Here is a 23,000-nt window from a genome sequence, read left to right on the forward strand (position 1 = left end):
GCATCGAGAACCTGGCGTCGCCGGTCAGCGTGTCATCGTGGCCGCATCGACCGGGAGCACCGCGCTGCTCACCGCGACCACGTACCCTGTTCGACGGGCGGCGGGGACAGCGGCAGAAGGAGCGGTGGGGATGACGGGGTACGTGCCCGGGGAGTGGCTCGCGTTCGCCGGCAAGAACGTCTGGGCCCTCGCGAACGTCCAGCCCGGCGACCCGGAGACGGACGAGTGCTGGAAGCTCGTCCAGTCGGGCGCGACGGCCGCCGAGATCGCGAGTGTGCTGTCCGGCGGCTCGTTCGGCACCGCGTCGTTCGTGGTCGTCCGCGCCGACGCCTACGGCGCCCGGGCGCTGGTCCGGGGCGACGCCCACGCCGAGGTGCTCGACGTCGACGGGTACACCGTCTCGGTCCGGGCCGCGGACGGCGCGGGCCGGGACGTGTTCCGGCCGGCCGCCACCGTGCGTCTCGAAGGTCCGCGGCCGCTCGGGACGGTGCCGGCCGAGCTGCCCCTGGAGCGGGGTGTCGTCCTGGCGTCGTCGCTCATGGTGCGCCTGACCGAGCCGGTGGAATACGCCGACGAGCCGGAGCCCGACGAGCAACCGGAGCCCGCCGAGCGGCCGGCGGCGGCCGACAGGCCGGTGCCGGTGCAGCGGACGGCCGCCGAACAGCCGGCCTTCATCGAGAAGCCGCCGCCCCCGGCCCTCGCCGAGCCCACGTCCTGGGTCGCCCGGGCCGCCGGGTCAGGGCCGACGGCCGCCCGGGCCACGGTGCCCGGATCCTCGGCCGACCGGCCTGCCGCGCCGGGTTCCACGGTTGCCCGGGCCGCTGTGCCCGGAGCCTCGGCCGCCTGGGCCCCCACGTCCGAGTCTCCGGCCGGCCGGTCCGCGCCCACCGGGTCCGCGACCGACCTCGCCGCGCCGGCCGAGTTTTCGACCGGCCGGGTCGCACCGGCCGTGTCCTCGGCCGGTCGGGTCGCCGTGCCGGAGGGCCGGCGCGGGGCGACGATCACCGCCGTGCGATGCCCGGTCGGGCACGCGAACCCGCCGGGGTCGGTGCTCTGCCGGGTGTGCCGGATTCCGGTGCCGTCCCAGGCGCCGGTCCAGGTCGACCTGCCGCTGCCCGGCGTGCTCCGGCTGCCCGGCGGCGAAACGGTGCCGCTGGACCGGCGCGTCATCCTGGGCCGTGCGCCCGGCGTGCCGGACCCCGGTGTGCCCGACCCGGCCCACCACGTCACGGTGACCAGTCCGGACAACGGCATCTCCCGGCGGCACGTCGAGATCCGCGCCGACGGCTGGGAGGTCATCGCCGTTGATCTGGGCTCCCGCAACGGCACGATCGTGCAGCAGCCCGGCGAACGGCCGGTCGAACTGCCGGCCCGTGGCAGCCAGACGCTGCGCCCCGGCGCCGCCGTGGTCCTCACCGACCAGGTCTCGATCCGCTACGAGCTGACCGGGTGAGCGCGGCGGCGGGCGCCGGGGCCGGGGGCGTCAGCCCAGTGCGGCCGCGATGATGCGCTGCGAGCGCACCGGCTGCTCGCCGCCCATGTGCAGGGTGTTGACCGAGAACACGAGCCGCCGGCTGAGGTCCCGGGTGGCGCCCATGCCGTTGTTGTACCCCGGACGGTCGCCGCTCTTGCCCCACACCGTCAGCGTCGGGCTCACCGGGATCTTCGTGAGCCCGGCGCTGTAGACCGCCTTGCCGCCGCCGTACATCGGCACGTCCGGCACCGTGAACATCTCGGTGAGCTGCGGCTCGGGGACCAGGCGCCCGCTGAACAGCGCCACCATGAACCGGTCGAGGTCCGGCGCCGTCGAGATGACCGCCGCGGCCGACCACTGCAGCGAGGTGTCCGCCCGGGTCACGTCGACCCAGCCGTTCACAGTGGACTCGTAGCCGTGGGCGTGCGGGCCGGGGACGTCGACCGACCGGCCCGGCAGGCCGGCGACGAGTGCGGCCGCGATCACGGCGACACCGAGTGGACGCACGGTTCTGACACCTCCAGGATTGCGGGCTGGACGTCCTGCCAGGCTCGTCGCCGCGAGGTCCCGAAGGCATCGGGGGTTTTCCCATCCGGTACCCCTGAGATCGCACCCGTAAGGAGCCCGTACGATCCGTCCTCATGGCTGGGCGGTTCCGGTTCGCGGTGGATCTCGGCACGTCGAACACGGTGGCCGTGGTCGACCGGGGCGACGGGAGCCCGCGCCCGCTGCTGTTCGACGGCAGCCCGCTGCTGCCGTCGGCGGTGTTCGCCGACGTGTCCGGCGCGGTGTACGTCGGGCGCGACGCCGAGCGGCACATGATGACCGACGCGGCGCGGTTCGAGCCCAACCCCAAGGGCCGGGTCGACGACGGGGTGCTGCTCCTCGGCGACCGTGAGGTGCCCGTCGTCGACCTGTTCGCGGCCGTCCTGCGCCGGGTCGCGGCGGAGGCGGCGCAGACCGGCGTGCCGGTCGCCGGGTCGACGGTGCTGACCTGCCCCGTCGACTGGGGCGCGCGGCGCCGCGCCGTGCTGTCGGAGGCGGCGGCACGGGCCGGGCTCGGCGCCGTCACGCTCCTCGACGAGCCGGTCGCCGCCGCCACGTACTGTGTGCGCGCCTTCGGCGGCCCGCCGCCCCCGGGCACGTGTGTCGTGGTGTTCGACTTCGGCGGCGGCACGCTCGACGTCACCGTGGTCGAGGCGGCCCCGGACGGCCTGCGCGTGCTGGCCACCGGCGGGCTCGACGATCTCGGCGGCACCGACGTCGACGCGGCCCTCGTCGGCCATCTCGGCCACCTCGTCGCCGCCGCCGACCCCGCGCTCTGGCACCGGCTGGCGCAGCCGCGGACGGCGGCGGAGTACCGCGACCGGCGGGTGTTCTGGTCGGAGGTACGGGCGGCGAAGGAGATGCTCGCCCGCTCGTCGAGTGCGCCGGTCCACGTCCCCGGGCGGGACCAGGCCACCCACCTCACCCGCGAGGAGCTGGACCGGATCGCCGGCCCGCTGGTCGACCGGGCCGTCGACGAGACCCGCCGGGTCCTGCACCGCTCGGGTGTCCCGGCCGACCGGCTGGCCGCGATCGTCCTCGTCGGCGGCTCCAGCCGCCTTCCGCTCGTGGCGAGCCGCTTGCACGCCCGGTTCGGCCTGGCCCCGGTCGTGCCCGAGCAGCCGGAGCTCCCGGTCGCCTTCGGCGCGCTGCTCCTGGCCAACGCCTCCCCGCTCTCGTCTTCTGCTCCGTCGGCAGACACCGCACCGGCTCCCCGGCCGGCGGCCTCCCCGGCCGATCCGGCGTCCGGCGGGTTCCCGACCGCGCCTGCGAGTGGTGGTTTCCCGGCCGGCCCTGTGAGTGCCTATCCGGCGTCGCCGGTGAGCGGCTATCCGGGCGGGCCGGCAAGCGCCTACCCGGATGCGCTGAGCAGCGCCTACCCGGGTGCGCCCGGCAGTGCCCAGCCGGCTGCCGCGCCGACGTCCGGCCAGCCGGGGACAGCGCCGACGTCCGGCCAACCGGCGTCACCGCCGCGCCGGCCCGCCGTTGTCATCGGGCCCGGTGTCACCATCCAAGGGAACGTCGCCATCTACGGGGACGACGACCTCATGCCCCCCGACAAGGACGAGGACGACGAGCCCGGCCCGCGCGACAAGCCCGAGCCGCCACGGCGCCGGCGCGGCGGGGCCCTGCGGCGCTTGCGGTTCCTGATGCTCCCGCTCATCCCCATGATCCTCATCATGGCGCTGACCCCGTGGGGGAAAGGCCTGCTCGCCGACGGCCGGTCCGCCGTGGAACGGCTGATCGAGGCCGGGCCCAGCGTGTCACCGTCGGCCTCCGCAGCGCCGCAGCCGTCACCGTCCCTGCCGTTGCAGGCGAGCGCCGAGCTCAAGCCGAACAGTGGGCGCGCCGGCACCCGCGCACATCTCGTCGCCCGCGACTTCCAGCCCGGCGAGGAGGTGCTGGTGGCCCGGGCCGCCACCGCCGACCTCCTCACCACCCTGACCGCCGGGCCGGACGGCAGCCTGTCGGCGACTGTCACGCCGGCCGCGAGCGGCACCAAGGCCGGCCCTGTGGACCTTCAGCTGGTCGGCCGCCGGAGCGGGCGGATCGCGCAGGCGTCGTTCGAGGTGCGCGCGTAGGCATTGGTCCACTCCGGCGGCCGCCGGGTGGTCCTTCCGCCGCGCTCCGGCACTGCGCCAGCATGGTCCGTCGTGGACTTCCGGCATCATGATGACCTCTGGCGCGATTTTCCCGCGTTGGTACCGGCTGTGCTGCTCCTCGACGGCGTCACGCCCGACGCCGACGTCAGCACCGCGGTCGCCGCGCACACGGCCACGGCACGCGCACTGCTGACGTCGGGACCCGAGGGGCAGCTGCCGCAGATCCAGGCGTGGCGGAAGGCGTTCGCGGCGCAGGGGCTCAAGCCCACGCAGTACCGCTGCGCCTCGGAATCGCTGCTGCGCCGGCTGCGCAAGGAGGGCGAACTGCCCCGGCTCCACCCGCTGGTCGACCTGTGCAACGCGGTCTCGGCCGCGTTCGCGATCCCGGTCGCGGCGCTGGACGTCGCCCGGATCAGCGGGGACCTCGAGGTGCGGTACGCGGACGGCAGCGAGGAGTACGAGACCTTCGGCGGCGAGCTCGAGCACCCGGACGCGGGGGAGGTCGTGTTCGCCGACGCCGCGAACGTCGCACACGCCCGCCGCTGGACCAACCGGCAGAGCGGCCGCTCGGCGATCCACCCGGCGACGACGACGGCGCTGATCGTCGCCGAGGGGCTGCACGAAACCGCGGCCTCGGACGTACCACTGCTGCTCGGCACCCTGGCCGGGGCACTCCGCGCGGCGTGGCGGACGGAACCCGCGACGGCGGTCCTGACGCGTGACGCTCCGGTGTTCCGGGCCTGATCCCGGGGTGTAGGGCTCATCCGGTGCGGATGGTGTGCCCGGCCCGGCGGGCGTGTGACGGTGAACCCAGACGATGCTGTCTGAGGGGAGCCGATGGGACTCGGTGCGGCGATCGGCGCTGTCCTGCCGCCGGCGGTCGGTGTGGCGCTGAGCCCGTTGCCCGTCGTCGCGGTGACGCGGATCCTGGCCACCGAGAACGCGCTGCGCACCGGCCTGGCCCTGGCGGGCGGCTGGGTCGGCGGCCTGGCCGTCGCCACCGCGGCCGTCGTCGCCGTCGCCGACTCCGCGGGGGCCGGCATGTCACGCAACAGCGCGGCGATCGGCGCGCTGTTCCTGGCCTTCGGCATCTTCCTGCTGCTGCTGGCCGCGAGCGAGTGGCGGCGCCGGCCGAGACCGGGCCGGCAGCCGAAGCTACCGGATTGGACGGCGGCGGTCGAGACGATGCAACCTGTGACGGCGGCCGGGATCGGGGTCATGCTGTCCGCCGCGAACCCCAAGAACCTGTGCCTCCTGCTGGCCGCGGCGATGAGCATCGCCCGGCAGAATCCGGGTCCGGGGCAGACGGTCGTCGCGGTGGCGCTGTTCGTCGTCATCGGCAGCCTGACGGTGGCGGGCCCGGTCGTGGCCCTGCTGACCCGCCGCGACGGCGCCGTCCGGGCGTGGCTGTCGTCGTTGCACGACTGGTTCCTGCGTGACCACGGCACGATCACCTTCATGACGCTGCTGCTGCTGGGCACGGTCCTCCTCGGCAACGGCATCGCGACCATCACCGCCTGACCGCGAACCAGACCTCCCGGGAGGCGCTGCAGGTCCTCGCCGACGCCGGCCGGACCCGGCGGGTGCGCAACACGGCGCGGGCGAGGCTCGGCACCTCACGGGCTCGGGCGTGACGCCGCCATCCGCTGCGCGTCCACCGACTCCAGCAGGTGCGACCACATGTCGCTCAGGGTCGGGAAGCTGCCGATCGCGTGCCACAGGGCGCTGATCGGGGTGGCCGCGCAGATGGCGACCGTCGCCGAGTGGATCAGCTCGGCGATCTCGGTGCCGACGAAGGTCGCGCCGAGCAGCACGTCCGTGCGGCGGTCGATGACCAGCTTCGTCCGGCCACGATAGTGGTCCCGCAGCACCCGTCCGCCGTCCAGCTGCGACAGGTCCATCTCGACCGTCTCCACGTCGTAGCCCTGGCGGCGCGCCCCGGCCTCGGTGAGGCCGCTGGTGCCGATGGTGGGATCCGTGAAGATCACCTGGGCGGCGGCGCCGCGGCGGACGAGGTCGGTGTGGCGGTTGAACGGCGCCTCGTCGAGCGACCGCCCGGCCGCCCGCGCCGCGATGACCTCACCCGCGATCCGGCCCTGGTACTTGCCGATGTGGGTGAGGTACGACTCGCCGCTGACGTCGCCGACCGCGTACAGCCACGGCATGCCCTCGACGGTCATGTGCTCGTCGACCGGCCGGCCCTCGCCCGGGCCGAGCACCTCGTTGTTCGGCCGGCGCCCGGCGGCCACGAGCACCTCGTCGACCCGCAACGTCGCACCCGAGTCGAGCGTCACCGTCACCGGCCCGCCGTGGATGCGCCCGACCCCGGAGTCGTTGATCGTCGGCCGCTCGACGCGGGTCACCGTCTGCCCGAACCGCACGTCGACGCCCGAGGCACGCAGGCTGTCCGCGACCGCCGTCCCGGCGAACGGCTCCTGGTCGGTGAGCAGCCGCGTCGACCGCTCCACCATCGTGATCTGCACCGCACCGAGCGCGCGCAGCCAGGTCGCGGCCTCACAGGCGACGACACCGCCGCCGAGCACGAGCAGCCGCCGCGGTACCTCGTGCACCGCGGTCACGTCGCGGGAGTACCACGGTCGCGCCTCGCGCAGGCCCGGGACCTCGGGCGTGTGCGGCCGGCTGCCGGCCGCGACGACCACGGCCTGCCGGGCGCGCAGGGTCCGGCCGTCGACGGTGACGGTCTTCTCACCCGTGACACGGCCCCGCCCGCGGACGACGTCGAGGCCCCAGCCGAGGGCCCGTTCGACCTGGCGGCCGTCGTCGAAGTGGTCGACGATCGCGTCGCGGCGGTTCAGCACACCGTCGACGTCGAGGTGCCGGTCGGCGAGCAGCGGCCGCGTCCCGCCGAGGTCCCGGCCGGTGGCGAGCAGGTGGACCGGCGCCAGCAGCGCCTTGCTCGGCACGCACGCCCAGAACGGGCACTCGCCGCCGACCAGTTCACTCTCGACGATGACCGCATCGAGACCGGAGAACCGCGTCGCGTACTGCGCGGCGGTCTCCCCGGCGGGGCCACCGCCGATCACGATCACGTCCCACTCAGACCGGTCCGGGTTCAGTGATCCAGCCACCAGCGCTGGATACCCGTCGCCCGATCGTGAAACCCGGGGTCCCGATATCCTCCACCGGTGCAACCGGACCTGTTCGACGTGCCGCCGGTCGTCCCGCCCGACGCGTTGACGGTCCGCTCACCCGCTGCCGACGCCTCCATGCGGGCCCGGTGGCGGGCGCTGATCCTCACCGACCCGGTGGCCCGGCTGGTCCGCAACGCCGCGCACACCGGCGTCCACGAGGCCTATGACCTGCGGCAACTCGCCCTCGCCGCGATCGACATCGCGGTCGCTTCGATGGGGTTCGCCCGCCAGGTCACGCTCGCCGAGCTGCTCGACGAGATCGCCGGGCTGGCCATGCTGATGCACCCCGACCAGGAGCGAGCCGCCGAGGCCGCACGCTGGGTGCTCAAGGGGTTGCTCAACGACGCCGAGAACCAGGGGGCCTTCGTCTACCCATTCGCCGACACGCGGGAGGGGCGCCGGGAGGAGTACGCCTTCAAGCTGCTGCAACTGCAGGACGGCCCCGACGGCGCCGTCGTGCTCGCCTCACCACAGGCGGTGATGGTGTACCTCAACGGCCTCGACCTCGACGTCGACGACGCCGAGGCGGCCTTCTCCGTGGTCCTCCAGCGGCAGCTGCGGGACCGGCGCTTCGAGGCGGCCGGTCGCACCGCGACCCAGGCGGAGCGGGTGTCCGTCGCCATGTCCGCCTCGCTCGCCGACGTGCTCGACGCCACCCGGCGTGACGTGCGCGCCTTCGACTGGGTGACCGACGTGCCGAACCGTCTCGAACGGGCCCGGGAGCACGTGGAGGCCCGGATCGCCGCCGACGCCGAGGTGCTCAACCATGTCGCGGCCGGCATCGACACGGAGACCGACGCCGAGGTCCGCCGCGCGTCCGGTGACCTCGTCGACACGCTGCGTCGTATCCGCCAGGTCCACCTCGACCTGGCCGAGCGCGTCGCCGGTGCCCGTGGCGTCTTCCTCCAGGCCCAGCTCAGCCAGGTCTTCGCCCGCCGTGTGCACCTGCGCCTGCTCAACGTCGAGTCGGAGCTGTTCCACCCGGTGCTGGGACTGTCCGACACGGCGGCCCGGCCGGTCGCGGAGGCGTTCGGCGACCGGATCCTCGGCCTGCGCGTGCCGCGGCTGCTGCACCTCGACAACCTCGTGGACATGCTGCTCGCGCCGCCGCGGGCGACCGGCCCGGTCGACGTCGAGCCCGAGCTGCCCGGCGACGCCGAAGGGGTCGACCTCCAGTCGTACCCGGCCGCGGTGGTCGCCGCCGCGACCCGGATCCTGCGCCGGGCCGAGGACCGGCCGGTGTCGCTGTCGTCGCTGCTCGCCGAGGCCGCCGATCCGGACGAGCGCGAGCTCGTGCTGCTGTCCGCACTGTGGTCGTACGCGCCGGACACCGACGGCGGCGACGAGGCCGACGGCGACGAGGAGGGCGACGCCGGCCTGACCTCCCTGATGGCGGCGCTGTCGGCGGAGCTGTCCGGGGCGGTGCTCGACCACCCCGGGGCATGGGGCGACGACCTGATGGTGACGTACCGGCGAGAGGAACCAGCGGCGTGACGGTGCCGATGGAGGACGTGTGGGCGGCGGCGGAGCTCGTCGCGTTCGGGCTGCGCTCCGGCGCACGGCCGACGGACGGCAACGCGTACGGCCTGCTCCTTGAGCGGTACCGCACGAGCACCGCGTTCCGTGACGCGGTCGACACCGTCGCCGGCGGGCTCGGGCTCGTCGTCCTCGGCGCGCCGCCGCGCAGCGGGCTGGTGCTCACCACCCAGCCGGGCAGCGTGTTCGCGGTGCGGATGGCCGACCTGCGCGGCGGCAACCTGAGCGCCGACGACAAGCTCATCGCCGGCCTGGTCGTGCTCGGCATCGCCGCGTACGCGTTCCCGCACGACGCCGACCTCGACGCCGCCGAGGTCAAGATCGTCGAGGTGGCCGCCATCGACCGGTTCATCCGCGACGCCGTCGACCGGCTGCCGGAGGAGGACGCGTACCGCCGGGCGGCCGACGTGTACCGGCGTACCGCCGCCTTCAAACCCAAGGACCGGCAACCCGGCCCGGCCCGGGGCTGCACCCAGTTCGCCGTCCTCGAGGTCCTCGGCTGGCTCGTCGAGCGCGGCGCCGCCCGGCAGATGCCGCAGATGGGTCCGGCGTCGTACCAGCTCACCGACCGGTTCCGGCTGCTCGTGGCCGACATGGCCGGCGGTGAGGCGCTGGAGTCGATGCGCGCCGTGCGGGCCGTGCGGGCCGAGGCGCCCGCCGCCGCGACGGAGGGAGCCTGATGGCGGCGCCGGCGCGGCTCTGGCGGATCCGCCGCATCTACCTCGACCGGGTCGGCTCGCCGGCCGCCCGGTTCCGCGACGTCCGGCTCGACCTCACCGACCGGGACGGCCGCCCGCTCGACACGATCCTGTGGATGCGCAACGGCGGCGGCAAGTCGACGCTCATCGCGCTGGTCTGCGCGCTGATCCGCCCCGACCGCCGCGACTTCCTCGCCACCGCCACCACCGGCCGGCACCTCGAGGACTGCATCCTCGGCGCCGACACCGGCCACGTGGTCGTCGAGTGGATGGACCCGGACGGCCGGCGCCTCGTCACCGGCGCCGTCTACGAGTGGGCCGACCGCGTCCAGCCCGCCGACCCGAACGCGGCGCACGACCGGCTCCGGCAGAGCTGGTACGCGTTCACGCCCGGCGAACGGTCCGGCGGCGTCGAGCTGGAGCGGCTGCCGTTCAGCGGCCTGGGCGGGCTGCAGACGGACCTGCGCGACTTCGTGCGCACCGTCGAGTCGCTGCCGGCCGAGGCCGACGTCGTGGTGACCGCGAAGCAGGACCGCTGGACCCAGGCGCTGCAGGACCGCGGCCTCGACCCGGGCCTGTTCACCGCGATCCTGAAGATCAACGCCACCGAGGGCGGCATCGAGCACCACTTCAAGTTCAAGACCTCCGACGACTTCGTCCAGTACCTCCTCAGCCTCGTCACCGAGCCCACCTCGGCGGCGAAAGTCGCCACGATCCTGCGTGGCACCCGGGACCGGCTGGCCCGCCAGCCGCGGCTGCGGGCGGAGGTGTCGTTCTGCGACGAGGCGACCGGGCTGCTCGCCGACCTGGTCAAGGCCCGCGAGGCGCTGGCCGCGGCCGAGGAGCGGGCCGCGGGCGAGCGCACGGCCGCCGCCGGGCTCGCCGACGCGCTCGCCGCCGCCGCGGACCGGGCGAGCGACGCGGCGGAGACGGCGCTGACCACGGCGGGCGCCGCGGAACGGTCGGCCCGCGAGGCCGCCGAGCGCGCGGCCGCCCTGGACACGCGCCTGCGGGAGATGCGCTTCGAGGCCGCCCGTCTCAAGAGCGCCGACACGGCACGGGCCGTGCGTGCGGCGGAGGCGACCGTCCTCGACCGCCGCCACCGGCACCGCGCCTGGCAGCTGGTGCCGGCACTCATCGAGCGCGACGGCCTGCTCGGCCGCCTGGAAGCGCTGCGGCACCAGCAGCAGGAGGCCGAGGCGGGCGCCGCGCCCCTGCGGCAGGCCCGCGCGGCGGCGGCAGCGGTGTACCTCGCGGTCCTGCGGGCCGCCTGCGCCGAGCTCGACGACACGGTCACGGCGCTGACCGGCCGGGCGGCGCAGGCATCCCGGGAGCAGGCCGAGGCCCGTTCCCTCGCCGACACGTTGCGCGCCGAGCTGGGCGGCCTGGCCACCCGGCAGCGGACCATCGAGGCGCAGCTGGCGTCGTTCGACGCCGACCTGCGCGCCGCGGCGGACACCGGTCACCTGCCGGATGCGGACGGCGGCGGGCTCGACGACAGCCTCGCCGCGGCGCTGGCTGCGAGCCGGCACGAGGACCAGGACGCGGAGCGGCGGCTCACCGCCGAGCTGCCCGCCGCGGCCGCGCGGCTCGACGACGACCGGGCCGCCTACGAGCGCGACCGCAGTGCGGTGCAGGCCGCCATCACCGAGCTCACCCACCAGCACGCGACCCTCGACGCGGAGCGCACGCCGCTGCTCGCCGAGATCGACGCCCTGGCCACCGACCCGCGGCTCACCGCCCTCATCGAACAGGACCGCGTCGATCCGGTCGCGGAGCAGCGGCTTCTCGCCGAGCTGCTGGCCGAGGCCATCATCGCCGCCGACCGGCAACGCATCCAGCTCGCCGTCGCCGACGCCGAGGACGACCGCGCGGTGCAGGCCCTCGCCTCCGCGCGCGGGCTGTTGCCGGCCGCGCTCGATCTGGCCCGCGCCGCCGACGTCCTCGCCGCCGAGCGGATCCCCGCGACGACCGGCTGGCACCTGCTCGCCGACGCCGTGCCGCCGGACCGCTGGACGGCCACCGTGGCAAGCGTGCCGCACCTCGTCGGCGGCCTGCTCGTCCACGACCCGGCCGACCTCGACCGGGCCCGCGCCGCGCTGGAGGCGGCGCAGCTCTTCCCGACCAGCGCCGTCCAGGTCGCCACGACCGCCGCGCTGCGGGCCGCGGTCGGCGCACCGGCCGCCGCCCCGGACGGGTTCGTGCTCGCCCCCGCGCCGGCGCTCTACGACCGCACCGCCGCCGCCCGCGAGGCCGACCGGCGCGCCGCCGGGCGGGCCGGCCGCGGTGAGCGGGTCCAGGAGCTCCTCGACGCCCGCGACCACGACCTGCGGCTCAAGGAGCAGCTGCGGCAGCTCGCCGACCGCTGCCCGCCCGGGCACCGCGAGCACCTCGACGCCGAGCACGAGCGGCTCACCGGCCTGCTCGCCGCCGCGCATGAGCGGGCCGCCGAGCTGGAGACCACCCGCGCCGGGCTCGACGGGCGCGCCGGTGAGCTGCGGGCCGAGCAGCAGGGGCTCGCGGAGCGCCGCCGCATCCTCGCGACCCGCATCGGGGTGCTGCGTGACCTGGCCCGCCGCGCGGCGGAGGCCGCCGAACTGCGCGCGGAGCGCGCCGGCCTGCCCACCGAGCGGACCGCCCGGGAGACCCGGCTGGGCCAGGCCGAGGACGCCGAGCGGGCCGCCGCGGCCGCCGCAGCCCGGTGCGGCACCGGGGCGGACCAGCACCGGAGCACGGTCCGCGGCTACCGGGCCCGGGCCGAGGAACTGCGCCGCATCGCCGACGGGCCGGTGCCCGACCCGCTGCCCGGCCTGGCCGCCGCGGCGAGCGCCTACCAGGCGGCGGACGAGGCGTACGCGCGGCAGTCGTCCGGCTCCGCCATCGAGGCCACCGTCACCGAGATCACCAAGCGGCTGGACAGCCTCGAACGGCAGATCCAGCAGTTCACCGCCGAGGAGCGGGAGGCCGCGGTCGCGCTGGCCGGCACCACCGGGGCGGCCGACGCCGACGCGGTGCGGCGCAGCACCGAGGAGGCCGAGCGGGAGCACTTCGCGGCCCGCGCCGACGCCACCCGGGCCGAGACCGAGGCGCAGGCGGCGCAGGGGGACCTCGACGCGTGCGCGGCCGCCCGGCCCACGCCGGGGGAGCTGGCGGCGGCACTGGCGGTACAACTGGAAGGGATGGAGGCCGGGGAACCGGGCGACGCCGCGACGGCGGCCCGGCTGGCGGCGCTGCTCGGCGCGCACCTCGCGGCCCGGCAGGCCGACGAGCAGGAGGCCCGGGCACGTGCGGCGGCGGCGGAGACGGCCGTGGCGGCCGGGCGGCGCCGGGCGGTCGACCTGCGGGACCTCGTCGGCGACCTGCGTGCGGACCTGCCCGACGAAGAGTCCGCTGTGGAGGGTGCCGCGCCGTTCGCCGTGGACACCGACGCGGCCCGCGAGGCGGCCCGGGGTGCGCGGCGCTCGCTGCAGGGTGCGGAACGGGCCGTCTCGGCCTGCCGCAGCCAGCTGCACGCCGAGGTGCACCGGATGGACCGGTGGGCGGGCGAGGAGCGGTTCGCCGCCGTCACCGCCGAGGTCCGTGACCGGTTCCGCAGCGAGCAGAGCGCCGGGCTGAGCGTCGCCGAGGCGGAGCGGCTGGCGGTGGAGCTGGCGACATACCGGCACGCGCTCGCCGGCGAGCTGGCCGCCGTCGACAAGGACAAGCACCTCGTCGTGACGGCGCTCTGCGCGGAGGTACGGGAAGGGCTCAAGACCCTCCAGCGCGCGCAGCACCACGCGCAGCTGCCGCCCGGACTCGCCGACCACCTGCGCAACCGGCGCTTCCTCGACGTCGGGCCAAGGTCCAATGTGGACACCAGCGACCCGACGCTGCGCAGCCGCGTGGAGCGGCTCGTCGACCGGCTCGTCGCCAAGCCGGACGCGATCCCCGACGGTCTGGCCTTGGTGTGGGAGGCGACGACCGCCGTGGTCGGCCGGGGCAACTTCGTCGCGCGGGTGCTCAAGCCGTCGACAGAACTCGGCGAGGACCGGCAGCCGGTCGAGCTGATGAGCAAGTGGTCCGGCGGCGAGAAGGTCACGATCAGCCTGTTGCTGTTCTGCATGCTCGCGCGGCTGCGGGCGGCCAACCGCGGCGGCGACGTGCCAGGCTTGGGCGTGCTGCCGATGGACAACCCGCTCGGCACCGCCAACTACGTCGCGTTCCTCGACCTGCAGCGCCGGGTGGCCGCCGCGAACGGCATCCAGCTGGTGTTCCTGTCGGGCCTCGGCGACATGCGCGCGGTGGGCCGGTTCCCCAACGTGGTGCGGATGCGCAACACGCACCACCGGGGCCGCAACTACGCGCAGGTGATGGCCCGGGACCTCAACGACGACCAGATGATCGAGGGCATCACGACGGCCCGCCTGACCTTCCCGGTCCAGGAGACCCTGCTTTAAGGCTCGCCCCACCCGGGTCAGGTCGCGGCGACCACACCGCCCCAGAGCAGCGCCACGATCACCCCGCCGAGCGCCGCGCGGTAGTAGACGAACGTCGCGATCGAGTGGCTCGCGACGAACTTGAGCAACCAGGCGATCGAGGCGTACGCGACGACGAAGCTCACGACCAGCCCGACCCCGACCGGCACCCAGCCGACCGTGCTGGCGACCTCACCCGCCCGCTGCACACCCTCGAGCGCGCCGGCCGCGGTGAGCGCCGGGATGCCGAGGAAGAACGACAGGCGCGTGGCGGTGACCCGGTCCAGGTCGCGGAACAGCCCGGCGCTGATCGTCGCGCCGGAGCGCGACACACCTGGCACCAGCGCGATGCACTGCGCCAGCCCGATCAGCAGCGAGTCCTTCCAGGTCACCTGCCCCTCGCCGCGCCGCTGGCGGGCCAGGTGCTCGGCGGTGACCATCACCAGGCTCCACACCACCAGGGCGCCGGCCACGAACCACAGGCTGCGCAGCGCCCCCTCGATGAGGTCCTTGAACAGCAGGCCGACGACCGCGATCGGCAGCGACCCGATGATGACGTTGACCGCCATCCGCCAGCCGTCCTGCTTGCGCCCCTCGGCGCTGGTCACGCCCTTGACGAACCCGGCGATGAACCGGCCGATGTCGGCCCGGAAGTAGATGATCGCCGCGATGATCGCGCCGACCTGGATGATCGCGGTGAACGCGGTGACACCCTTGTCGTCGATCGGGATGCCCATGAGCTTCTCGGCGATCGTGAGATGCCCCGTGGAGGAGACGGGCAGGAACTCCGTCACACCCTCGACCACGCCGAGCACGACCGCTTGCCAGATATCCAAGGGAGTCCTCCTCCGATCCGCCGTGGCGAACTTACCGGAGGACGCGCGGACTCCTGTCACACCGGTCCTCAGCTTCCTCTCAGGACCGCCGATCGCTCGGGCCGCAACCGGGTGCCGGCCGACCCCGCCTGACTCACAGGGTCTGGACGCCGAACGGCAGCGGGCTCCTGGCCACGTGGTCGAGCAGCGTCGTGCGCATCGCCTGGGCGGCGTGGGGGAGGACCGAGCCGCGTCGCTGGGCCAGGGCGATCGTCCGGTGCACGTCCTGGTCGACGAGCGGTGTCGTGCGCAGGAGCGGGCGGTTCACCAGCGCCATGCTCGGGACCAGGGCCACGCCGAGGCCGGCCTCGACAAAGGCCAGTACCGCATCCATCTCGCCGCCCTCGACGGCGTAGGTGGGCGTGAAACCGGCGCGGCGGCAGGCTTCGAGCGTGGTGTCGCGCAGGTCGTAGCCCGTCCGGAACATGACGAGCGGGGTGTCGCGCAGGTCGGCGAGGGCGAGCCGGTCCGGCAGCGGCGCCACCGAGGCCACCACCAGGCTCTCCCGCAGCAGCGGCACGGTCTCCAGCGCCGGGTCGGTGCCCCGCGCCGGCTCGACGATCAGCGCGAGGTCGAGCGCGTGCGTGACGAGGTCGGCCACCAGGTCCTGCGAACCGCCCTCGTCCACGTGGAGATCGATCTGCGGGTGCCGGGCGTGGAACTCACGAAGTACCACCGGAACGAGCGACGTGCAGAGGCTCGGCGTCGCACCCAGGCGCACCCGGCCACGGCGGAGCCCGACGACCTCCTGGACGGCGTCGCGCGCGGTGTCGGCGTCCGCCACCACCCGGCGCGCCAGCGGGAGCAGTGTCTCGCCGGCGGTGGTGAGGACGACCGTCCCGCGCGACCTGTCGAACAGCGGTGCGCCGAGGGCCGCTTCCAGGGTGTGAATCTGCTTACTCAGCGTCGGCTGGCTCACACCCAGCAGTTCGGCCGCCCGGGTGAAATGTCGTAGTTCGGCCACCGCTACGAAGTATCGAAGTTGTTGCAGCTGCACCCTCATAGCGTACGGCTATCGCAACTACGGGTCTCATGCATTGGACGAATGGGTCGTTCGGCCCTAGCGTCGGGCTCGTGGCGGTACTTACAGCCCCCGCGCGCCCCGTGCGCGCTCCTCGGAAGCGCAAGACGTCCTCGGTAGCCCTCAAGCTGGTCATGGCGGCCAGCGGGCTGCTGCTGGTGCTGTTTCTCTTCGCGCACATGGCGGGCAACCTGAAGATCTTCGTCGGCGCGGCATCCTTCGACCACTATGCCCACTGGCTGCGGGACATCGGCACGCCGCTGCTGCCACGGACCTGGTACCTGTGGATCCAGCGGGTCGGTCTCACCGCCGCCGTGGTCGCGCACATCGCCTCGGCCGTCGTCCTGGCCCGCCGCGCCCGCGCCGCCCGCCCGGTCCGCTACGCCCACCGGCCCAAGGTCCAGGGCAGCTACGCCGCGCGGACCATGCGCTGGGGCGGCGTCATCATCCTGCTCTTCGTCGTCTTCCACATCCTCGACCTGACCACCGGCACGCTGAACCCGATCGGCGACGCGCAGCACCCCTACGCCAACGTCGTCGCCGACTTCGCGCCCTCACGCTGGTACGTCACGCTCTTCTACACGCTCGCGATCGTCGCCGTCGGCTTCCACCTGCGGCACGGCATCTTCAGCGCGCTGCGCACGTTCGGGCAGCAGTCCCCGCGCGGCGAGCGCCGCGCCCGCGCGATCGCGCTCGTGCTCTCCGTCGTCCTGGTCGTCGGCTACCTGTCGGTGCCGTTCGCAGTGCTCACCGGGCTGGTGTCATGAAACTCTGGAACGAAGGCGACCCGATCGCCGACAAGGCCGCCCCCGACGGGCCCGTCGAGACCCGTTGGGAGCGCCGGCAGTTCGGCGCCAAGCTGGTCAACCCGGCCAACCGCCGCAAGTTGACCGTCATCGTCGTCGGCACCGGCCTGGCCGGCGGTTCCGCCGCGGCCACGCTCGCCGAGGCCGGGTACAAGGTCCGGTCGTACTGCTACCAGGACAGCCCCCGCCGCGCGCACTCGATCGCCGCGCAGGGCGGCATCAACGCCGCGAAGAACTACCGCAACGACGGCGACTCGGTCTACCGGCTGTTCTACGACACGGTGAAGGGCGGCGACTTCCGCGCCCGCGAGTCCAACGTCTACCGGCTCGCTCAGGTCTCGGTGAACATCATCGACCAGTGCGTGGCGCAGGGCGTGCCGTTCGCCCGCGAGTACGGCGGCCTGCTCGACAACCGCTCGTTCGGCGGCACGCAGGTGTCCCGCACGTTCTACGCCCGCGGCCAGACGGGCCAGCAGCTGCTCCTCGGCGCCTACCAGGCCATGGAGCGGCAGATCGCCGCCGGCAACATCGAGATGCACGCCCGCCACGAGATGCTGGAGCTCATCGTCGTTGACGGCCGGGCCCGCGGCATCGTCGTGCGCGACCTCGTCACTGGCGAGATCACCACCGACTTCGCCGACGCCGTCGTGCTCGCCTCCGGCGGCTACGGCAACGTGTTCTTCCTGTCCACCAACGCCAAGGGCTGCAACGTCACCGCGACCTGGCGGGCACACCGCAAGGGCGCGCTGTTCGCGAACCCCTGCTACACGCAGATCCACCCGACCTGCATCCCCGAGTCCGGCACGCACCAGAGCAAGCTCACACTGATGAGCGAGTCGCTGCGCAACGACGGGCGCGTCTGGGTGCCCAAGCGCGCCGGCGACGACCGCAAGCCCGCGGACATCCCCGAGGACGAGCGCGACTACTACCTCGAGCGCATCTACCCGTCGTTCGGCAATCTCGTACCGCGGGACATCGCCTCCCGCGCCGCGAAGAACGTCTGCGACGAGGGCCGCGGCGTCGGCCCCGGCGGGCTCGGCGTCTACCTCGACTTCGCCGACGCCATCACCCGGCTGGGCCGCCCCGCCGTGGAGGCCAAGTACGGCAACCTCTTCGAGATGTACCAGCGCATCACCGGCGAGGACCCCTACGTCACGCCGATGCGCATCTACCCGGCCGTGCACTACACGATGGGCGGCCTGTGGGTCGACTACGACCTCCAGTCGACGATCCCCGGCCTGTTCGTGATCGGCGAGGCGAACTTCTCCGACCACGGCGCCAACCGGCTCGGCGCGTCCGCGCTGATGCAGGGCCTCGCCGACGGCTACTTCGTGCTGCCGAACACCGTCAACGACTACCTGGCCGCGGGCCCGTACCCGGCCGTGGCCACCGACGACCCGGCGGTCGTGTCGGCGCGCGCCTCGGTCGAGGATCGGATCTCCGCGCTGCTCGCCGTCGACGGGGACCGGACCGTCGACTCGTTCCACCGCGAGCTCGGCCACATCATGTGGGAGTACTGCGGCATGGAGCGCACCGAGGAGGGCCTCACCAAGGCGCTCTCCCTCATCCGCGCGCTGCGCGAGGAGTTCTGGACGCGGGTCAAGGTGCCCGGCACGGGCGAGCAGCTCAACCAGAACCTCGAGCGTGCCGGCCGCGTCGCCGACTTCTTCGAGCTCGCCGAGCTCATGTGCATCGACGCGCTGCACCGCGCCGAGTCGTGCGGCGGGCACTTCCGCGCCGAGAGCCAGACGCCCGACGGTGAGGCGCTGCGCCACGACGACGCGTTCTCCTACGTCGCGGCCTGGGAGTTCACCGGTACCGGCGAGCCGCCCGTCCTGCACAAGGAAGCGCTCGACTTCGAGTACGTCCACCCGACCCAGCGGAGCTACAAGTAATGGACATCACGCTACGCGTGTGGCGCCAGACCGGCCCGTCCGACCGGGGCCGGATGGTGACCTACGAGGTCAAGGACGTCTCACCCGACGCCTCGTTCCTGGAGATGCTCGACGTCCTCAACGAGCGGCTCATCCTCGAGGGCGACGAGCCGATCGCGTTCGACCACGACTGCCGCGAAGGCATCTGCGGCATGTGCGGCATGATGATCAACGGCGTGGCGCACGGCCCCGAGCGGGCCACCACCACCTGCCAGCTGCACATGCGGCACTTCAAGGACGGCGACACGATCGACGTCGAGCCGTGGCGCGCCGCCGCGTTCCCGGTCGTCAAGGACCTCGTCGTCGACCGCGGCGCGTTCGACCGGATCATCCAGGCCGGCGGCTACATCACCGCGCCGACCGGCGCCGCGCCCGACGCCCACGCCACCCCGGTGCCGAAGGCCGACGCCGACGCCGCCTTCGAGGCCGCGACCTGCATCGGCTGCGGCGCCTGCGTCGCGGCCTGCCCGAACGGCTCGGCGATGCTGTTCACCGCGGCGAAGGTCGGCCACCTCGGCCTGCTCCCGCAGGGCCAGCCGGAGCGCGACTCCCGCGTGGTCGGCATGGTCGCCGCCCACGACGAGGCCGGCTTCGGCGGCTGCACCAACACCGGCGAGTGCACGACGGTCTGCCCGAAGGGCATCCCGCTGACGCTCATCGGACGCCTGAACAGCGACTACCGGAAGTCCCGCAGCGGGCGCGGCCGCTAGGCTACCGGCCATGCACCTGTCCGAACTGCGCGGCCGCCGGGTCGCCGTCTGGGGTACCGGCCGCGAGGGCAAGGCGGCGGTCGAGGCGATCGCGCCGCACGGGCCCGCGAGCCTTGTCGTCGTGCAGGACAAGGTCACGTTCCTGCAGGCCACGTGGGACGAGCGCCTTGCCGCGCTCGCCCCGCTCTTCGAGGGTGACGCGGCCTGGAAGGCCCTCGAGGACGTGGAGATCGTGGTCCGCTCGCCGGTCATCGGCGAGTCGCACCCGTGGATCCAGGAGCTGCGGGAGCGCGGCGTCACGATCACCGGCGGCACGGCGCTGTGGATGGCCGACCACGCCGACCGGACGATCGGCATCACCGGCAGCAAGGGCAAGAGCACCACGACCAGCCTGATCGGCCACCTGCTCAACGCCACCGGCCGCCCGGCCGTCGTCGGCGGGAACATCGGCGTCGCGGTCCTGAGCCTGCCCGAGGCGCCGCTCTACGTGATCGAGCTGTCGATGTACCAGTCGGCCGACCTCACCGACTCGCCCCGGGTCGTCGCGCTGACGTCGCTGTTCGAGGAGCACCTCGACTGGACCCGCGACGGCCTCCCGGCGCAGTACTACGCCCACAAGCTCAACGCGGCGTCGCACGGCGCGGCCGCGGTCGTCCACAACGCCACCGACCCGACGCTGTCCGCCGAACTGGCCGCGCGCCCCGGCCTGCCGCTGGTGCCGGCCGCCGTCCCGTCCGGCTTCCACGTGTCCGGCGACACGGTCTTCTTCGGGGACGAGCCGCTGTTCCACCGCGACGCCTTCCCGCTGCGCGGCGCGCACAACGACAGCAACCTGTGCGTGGCGCTCGGTGCCGTCCAGGCGTACGGCGTCGACGTGCTCGCCGAGCGCGCGTCGGTCGAGGCGGCACTGCGCACCTTCACGCCGCTGCCGCACCGGCTCACCCCGATCGCCGACCCGTCCGGCGTCGAGTTCGTCAACGACTCGCTCTCCACCGCGCCGCAGACCGCGATCCACGCCATCGAGGCGTACGCCGGCCGCCCGCTCGCCGTCATCGTCGGCGGCCAGGACCGCGGCATCGACTACACCCCGCTGCGCGACTTCCTCGCCACCCGTGGCGTCGAACTCACCCTCATCGGCGTCCCCGACAGCGGCGAGCACATCCTCGACGTCGTCGGCGAGCTGCCGGGCATCCACAGGGTCGTCGCCGAGGACCTGCCCGCCGCGGTCCGCCTGGCGCGCGGCATCGTCCCACCCGGCGGCGTGGTCCTGCTGTCGCCGGCCGCGCCGAGCTACGGCCGGTACGACAACTACGAGGCCCGCGCGAAGGCCTTCGTCGAGGCGATCGAGGCCACGGCGGGCGGGTGACCCGGTCACCGGGACCCTTCCGTTGCCGGGCCGGCGGGCGTGAGGTCACCCGGCAGCCAGGATGCCTCCGCATACGCCCGGGTGGCCGCGTCCGAGTACACGGCCGCGGCGAGCCACACCTGCGCGAACGCCGTCCCGTCGTCGTCCGCCAGCCGCCCGAACGCGTCGCGCGGCCGGTTGCCGGCGGCCGTCGCCAGGTGGTCGAGGAGCGCCGCCCCGGTCTCCAGCCTGGCCCGCCGCACCCGGTCGGCGTCCGACGGCCCGCGCCGCGCCGCGAACGTCACCATCGCCCGCCCGCCGGACACCGTCCGCTCCACCTGCGCACGCAGGAGGTGCAGGGCCGGGTCGGCAGCGACCGGCTGCCACGCGTCGTCCTGTTGCCCTCCCGTTCCGTCGACGTCGGCGGGTGGTGCCGCGTCGTCCGCCTTGCTCGGCGGCTGGACCGACTCGGCCGGCGGCTGGACCGACTCGGTTACCGGCTGGTCCGGCTCGGTCGGCGGTTGGTCCGGCTCGGGCAGGTGGCTGCGGTGCAGCCGGTCGAAGGCCAGGTCGGCATGCCCCTGGTGCGGCGCCGGCAACGACCAGGTGACGCCGGACGGCGGCGCGACCGCCAGCGGGTGGACGGTGCCCTGCCGCGCCGGATCGGGCCGCCCGATCAGCAGCAGCTCCAGGCCCGGCCGGGTGCCCAGCAGGCGCAGGTTCTCCCGGTACGCCAGCGCCGGATGGTCCGACGCCACCCGCAGCGTCAGCGTCGTGCCGTCGGCCGTGGCGGCGAACACGTCGTCGCCGTCGGTGCCCACGACCCGTACCGACAGGAACAGCAGGTCGGACCCGGCCGCCCGCTCGGCGACGGGCACGGTCAGGGCCTCGAACGCCCGGTGGATCTGCTCCGCAGCCGGCGGCGCCCACAGGCCCGCGAGGGGCTCCTCGTGCCACGCCACCCCGCTCGCGGTGACCGCCCGGACGGACTTCCCGGCGCCCAGCTGCCGGGTGGTGGCGGCGGTCGCCCCTGACACCACCAGCCCCGCGCGGGTCAGGGCCCGATGACTGAGCGCTGTCTCGCCGAGCGCCACGGTCGCGTTGCCCGCGGTCGCCGCCCGCCGGGCGTCCCCGGGCGCGACGTCGGCGATCATCCACAGCTCGCCGTCCCGATCGGCGACGTACGTCACGACGCCCGCATGCCCCGTGTCGGCGAGGACCGCGGTCGTGCACAGCCCGTAGAGCCGCAGGCTTCCCCGCATCTCGTACGCCCGGCGGGCGCTGCCCAGCAACCCGGCCGCCGGAGCGACCCGCAACCGGTGCGTCACCGTCAGCAGGTCGCGGAGCGCGTCGGTGAGGTCGGCCAGCCGGTACTGCGGCTCGCCCGCCCGCGCAGCCTGCAGCAGCGTGGCCACGGCCCGGGCGGCCGCCGCCGGCCGGTACACCTTGCACGCCTGCGCGTCATGGGCCGCCCGCAGCAGCGTGGTCCGCACCACCGCCCCGGAGCCGGTCACCCCGGCGGCCAGCACGGCGGCGGCGGCCCGCCACAGATTCGCGACCGCGGTCGCCTGCTGCGCCGTCAACGGCGGGGGATCGGCCGAGCCCGACGCGGTGACCGGAGCGACGGCGGAGCTGTCGCCGGCCAGGCCCGGAGCGGCCTCCGTGACACCGGCCCGGCCCGCCGCCCCGGCGGCCTCGTCCACGCCGGCCGTGTCCGAGGGAGCAGCGCCGGTCGCGTGCGAGGGAGCAGCGCCGACCGTGTCGACGCTGCTGAACGCTCCTGTGCCGCCCGTGGCGCCCGTGCCGGCCGTGGCGCCGGTGCCGCCCGCCGGGTCGGGGGCGGCGACGCTGGCCGCGCCCGGGCCGGCCGCTGCGGCGACGCTGGCCGCGCCCGGGCCGGCCGCTGCGGCAACGCCAGCCGCGCCTGAGCCGGCCGCCGCGGCGACGCCGGCCGGCGCGGCCGTGCCGCTCGACGGTGCTGAGCTGTCCAGACGGTCGTCGGCTCGATCGGCCGGCGCCGCCTCGGAGACCGGTTCCTCCGGGTCGCCCGCGTCGACCGGGGCCAGCGCCAGGATCGCCGCGCGGTGGAGGCAGTTCGGGGCCAGGAGGCAGGTGCAGGTCACCGCGTCCGGGGAGCGCACCACGCCGGCCTCGGTCACGAGCGTCACCGTGGTCGTGTCGTCGATCGTGACGCTGTACCGCGGGCCGTCGGCCACCACCGCCCGGCCGGCGAGCTTCGCGGCCGCGTCGTCGAGCTTCTTCCGCAGCCGGGCCGGCAGCCCGTCAACCGCGGCGACCAGCACCGCAGCGGCAACCGGCGGCAAGACGACCGTGGTCATGCGTCCTC

Annotated in this window: 16 protein-coding genes; 11 read left to right on the forward strand and 5 right to left on the reverse strand. The window is 74.5% G+C overall.

Annotated elements, in window-relative coordinates:
* Positions 1-130: 130 nt before the first annotated feature.
* A complete protein-coding gene (locus tag Dfulv_RS12685) occupies positions 131-1,453 on the forward strand; it encodes an FHA domain-containing protein (RefSeq protein WP_259863065.1) in 1,323 nt (440 codons plus the stop codon).
* Between the two features lie 30 nt (positions 1,454-1,483).
* Here Dfulv_RS12685 and Dfulv_RS12690 read toward each other — a convergent pair whose 3' ends face one another.
* Complete coding sequence (locus tag Dfulv_RS12690) at positions 1,484-1,981, reverse strand: beta-lactamase family protein (protein WP_259863066.1); 498 nt, start codon at positions 1,979-1,981, stop codon at positions 1,484-1,486.
* Positions 1,982-2,115: 134 nt separating this feature from the next.
* Here Dfulv_RS12690 and Dfulv_RS12695 point away from each other — a divergent pair, with 134 nt between their 5' ends.
* From Dfulv_RS12695 to Dfulv_RS12705, 3 genes are all read left to right on the forward strand, one after another.
* Positions 2,116-4,101, forward strand: coding sequence for an Hsp70 family protein (locus tag Dfulv_RS12695; RefSeq protein ID WP_259863067.1), 1,986 nt, complete (start codon positions 2,116-2,118; stop codon positions 4,099-4,101).
* Positions 4,102-4,173: 72 nt separating this feature from the next.
* Entirely contained in the window at positions 4,174-4,866 is a 693-nt protein-coding gene (locus tag Dfulv_RS12700) for a B3/B4 domain-containing protein (protein ID WP_259863068.1), read from the forward strand.
* 93 nt (positions 4,867-4,959) lie between these two features.
* Positions 4,960-5,643, forward strand: a complete 684-nt coding sequence (locus Dfulv_RS12705) for a GAP family protein (RefSeq protein ID WP_259863069.1) — start codon at positions 4,960-4,962, stop codon at positions 5,641-5,643.
* Positions 5,644-5,738: 95 nt separating this feature from the next.
* Here the strand turns inward: Dfulv_RS12705 and Dfulv_RS12710 are convergent, their stop codons facing one another.
* Complete coding sequence (locus tag Dfulv_RS12710) at positions 5,739-7,211, reverse strand: dihydrolipoyl dehydrogenase family protein (protein ID WP_259863070.1); 1,473 nt, start codon at positions 7,209-7,211, stop codon at positions 5,739-5,741.
* 57 nt (positions 7,212-7,268) lie between these two features.
* Between Dfulv_RS12710 and Dfulv_RS12715 the strand changes: the two genes are divergently transcribed.
* The 3 genes from Dfulv_RS12715 to Dfulv_RS12725 are packed head-to-tail and all read left to right on the forward strand — an operon-like array spanning position 7,269 to position 13,944.
* Positions 7,269-8,768 (forward strand): hypothetical protein, encoded by a 1,500-nt coding sequence (locus tag Dfulv_RS12715; RefSeq protein WP_259863071.1) that lies wholly within the window; start codon positions 7,269-7,271, stop codon positions 8,766-8,768.
* Positions 8,765-9,490, forward strand: a complete 726-nt coding sequence (locus tag Dfulv_RS12720) for a hypothetical protein (protein ID WP_259863072.1) — start codon at positions 8,765-8,767, stop codon at positions 9,488-9,490. Before Dfulv_RS12715 ends, Dfulv_RS12720 begins: the two co-directional genes overlap by 4 nt.
* Positions 9,490-13,944 carry a hypothetical protein gene (locus Dfulv_RS12725; protein ID WP_259863074.1) on the forward strand — a complete coding sequence of 1,485 codons (4,455 nt, stop codon included), beginning with the start codon at positions 9,490-9,492 and terminating at the stop codon, positions 13,942-13,944. The genes Dfulv_RS12720 and Dfulv_RS12725 overlap by 1 nt, the downstream gene beginning before the upstream one ends.
* 17 nt (positions 13,945-13,961) lie before the next feature.
* On the opposite strand, the gene Dfulv_RS12730 is transcribed toward Dfulv_RS12725, so the two are convergent.
* Together Dfulv_RS12730 and Dfulv_RS12735 are read right to left on the reverse strand one after the other, a co-directional pair.
* Positions 13,962-14,798, reverse strand: a complete 837-nt coding sequence (locus tag Dfulv_RS12730; RefSeq protein WP_259863075.1) for an undecaprenyl-diphosphate phosphatase — start codon at positions 14,796-14,798, stop codon at positions 13,962-13,964.
* Between the two features lie 133 nt (positions 14,799-14,931).
* Complete coding sequence (locus tag Dfulv_RS12735) at positions 14,932-15,840, reverse strand: LysR family transcriptional regulator (protein WP_259863076.1); 909 nt, start codon at positions 15,838-15,840, stop codon at positions 14,932-14,934.
* A 152-nt stretch (positions 15,841-15,992) separates the two neighbouring features.
* Here Dfulv_RS12735 and Dfulv_RS12740 point away from each other — a divergent pair, with 152 nt between their 5' ends.
* The 4 genes from Dfulv_RS12740 to murD are packed head-to-tail and all read left to right on the forward strand — an operon-like array spanning position 15,993 to position 20,674.
* Positions 15,993-16,625, forward strand: a complete 633-nt coding sequence (locus Dfulv_RS12740) for a succinate dehydrogenase cytochrome b subunit (protein WP_259867642.1) — start codon at positions 15,993-15,995, stop codon at positions 16,623-16,625.
* Positions 16,622-18,559 carry a fumarate reductase/succinate dehydrogenase flavoprotein subunit gene (locus Dfulv_RS12745; RefSeq protein ID WP_259863077.1) on the forward strand — a complete coding sequence of 646 codons (1,938 nt, stop codon included), beginning with the start codon at positions 16,622-16,624 and terminating at the stop codon, positions 18,557-18,559. Before Dfulv_RS12740 ends, Dfulv_RS12745 begins: the two co-directional genes overlap by 4 nt.
* Complete coding sequence (locus Dfulv_RS12750; RefSeq protein ID WP_259863078.1) at positions 18,559-19,308, forward strand: succinate dehydrogenase/fumarate reductase iron-sulfur subunit; 750 nt, start codon at positions 18,559-18,561, stop codon at positions 19,306-19,308. Before Dfulv_RS12745 ends, Dfulv_RS12750 begins: the two co-directional genes overlap by 1 nt.
* Before the next feature lie 10 nt (positions 19,309-19,318).
* Positions 19,319-20,674, forward strand: coding sequence for a UDP-N-acetylmuramoyl-L-alanine--D-glutamate ligase (murD, locus tag Dfulv_RS12755; RefSeq protein WP_259863079.1), 1,356 nt, complete (start codon positions 19,319-19,321; stop codon positions 20,672-20,674).
* Positions 20,675-20,679: 5 nt separating this feature from the next.
* Here the strand turns inward: murD and Dfulv_RS12760 are convergent, their stop codons facing one another.
* Positions 20,680-22,992: a hypothetical protein gene (locus tag Dfulv_RS12760; protein ID WP_259863080.1), complete on the reverse strand. Its 2,313-nt coding sequence runs from the start codon at positions 22,990-22,992 to the stop codon at positions 20,680-20,682.
* Positions 22,993-23,000 lie beyond the last annotated feature (8 nt).

It is taken from the genome of Dactylosporangium fulvum (assembly GCF_025137375.1).
In the GTDB taxonomy this organism is placed as follows: domain Bacteria; phylum Actinomycetota; class Actinomycetes; order Mycobacteriales; family Micromonosporaceae; genus Dactylosporangium; species Dactylosporangium fulvum.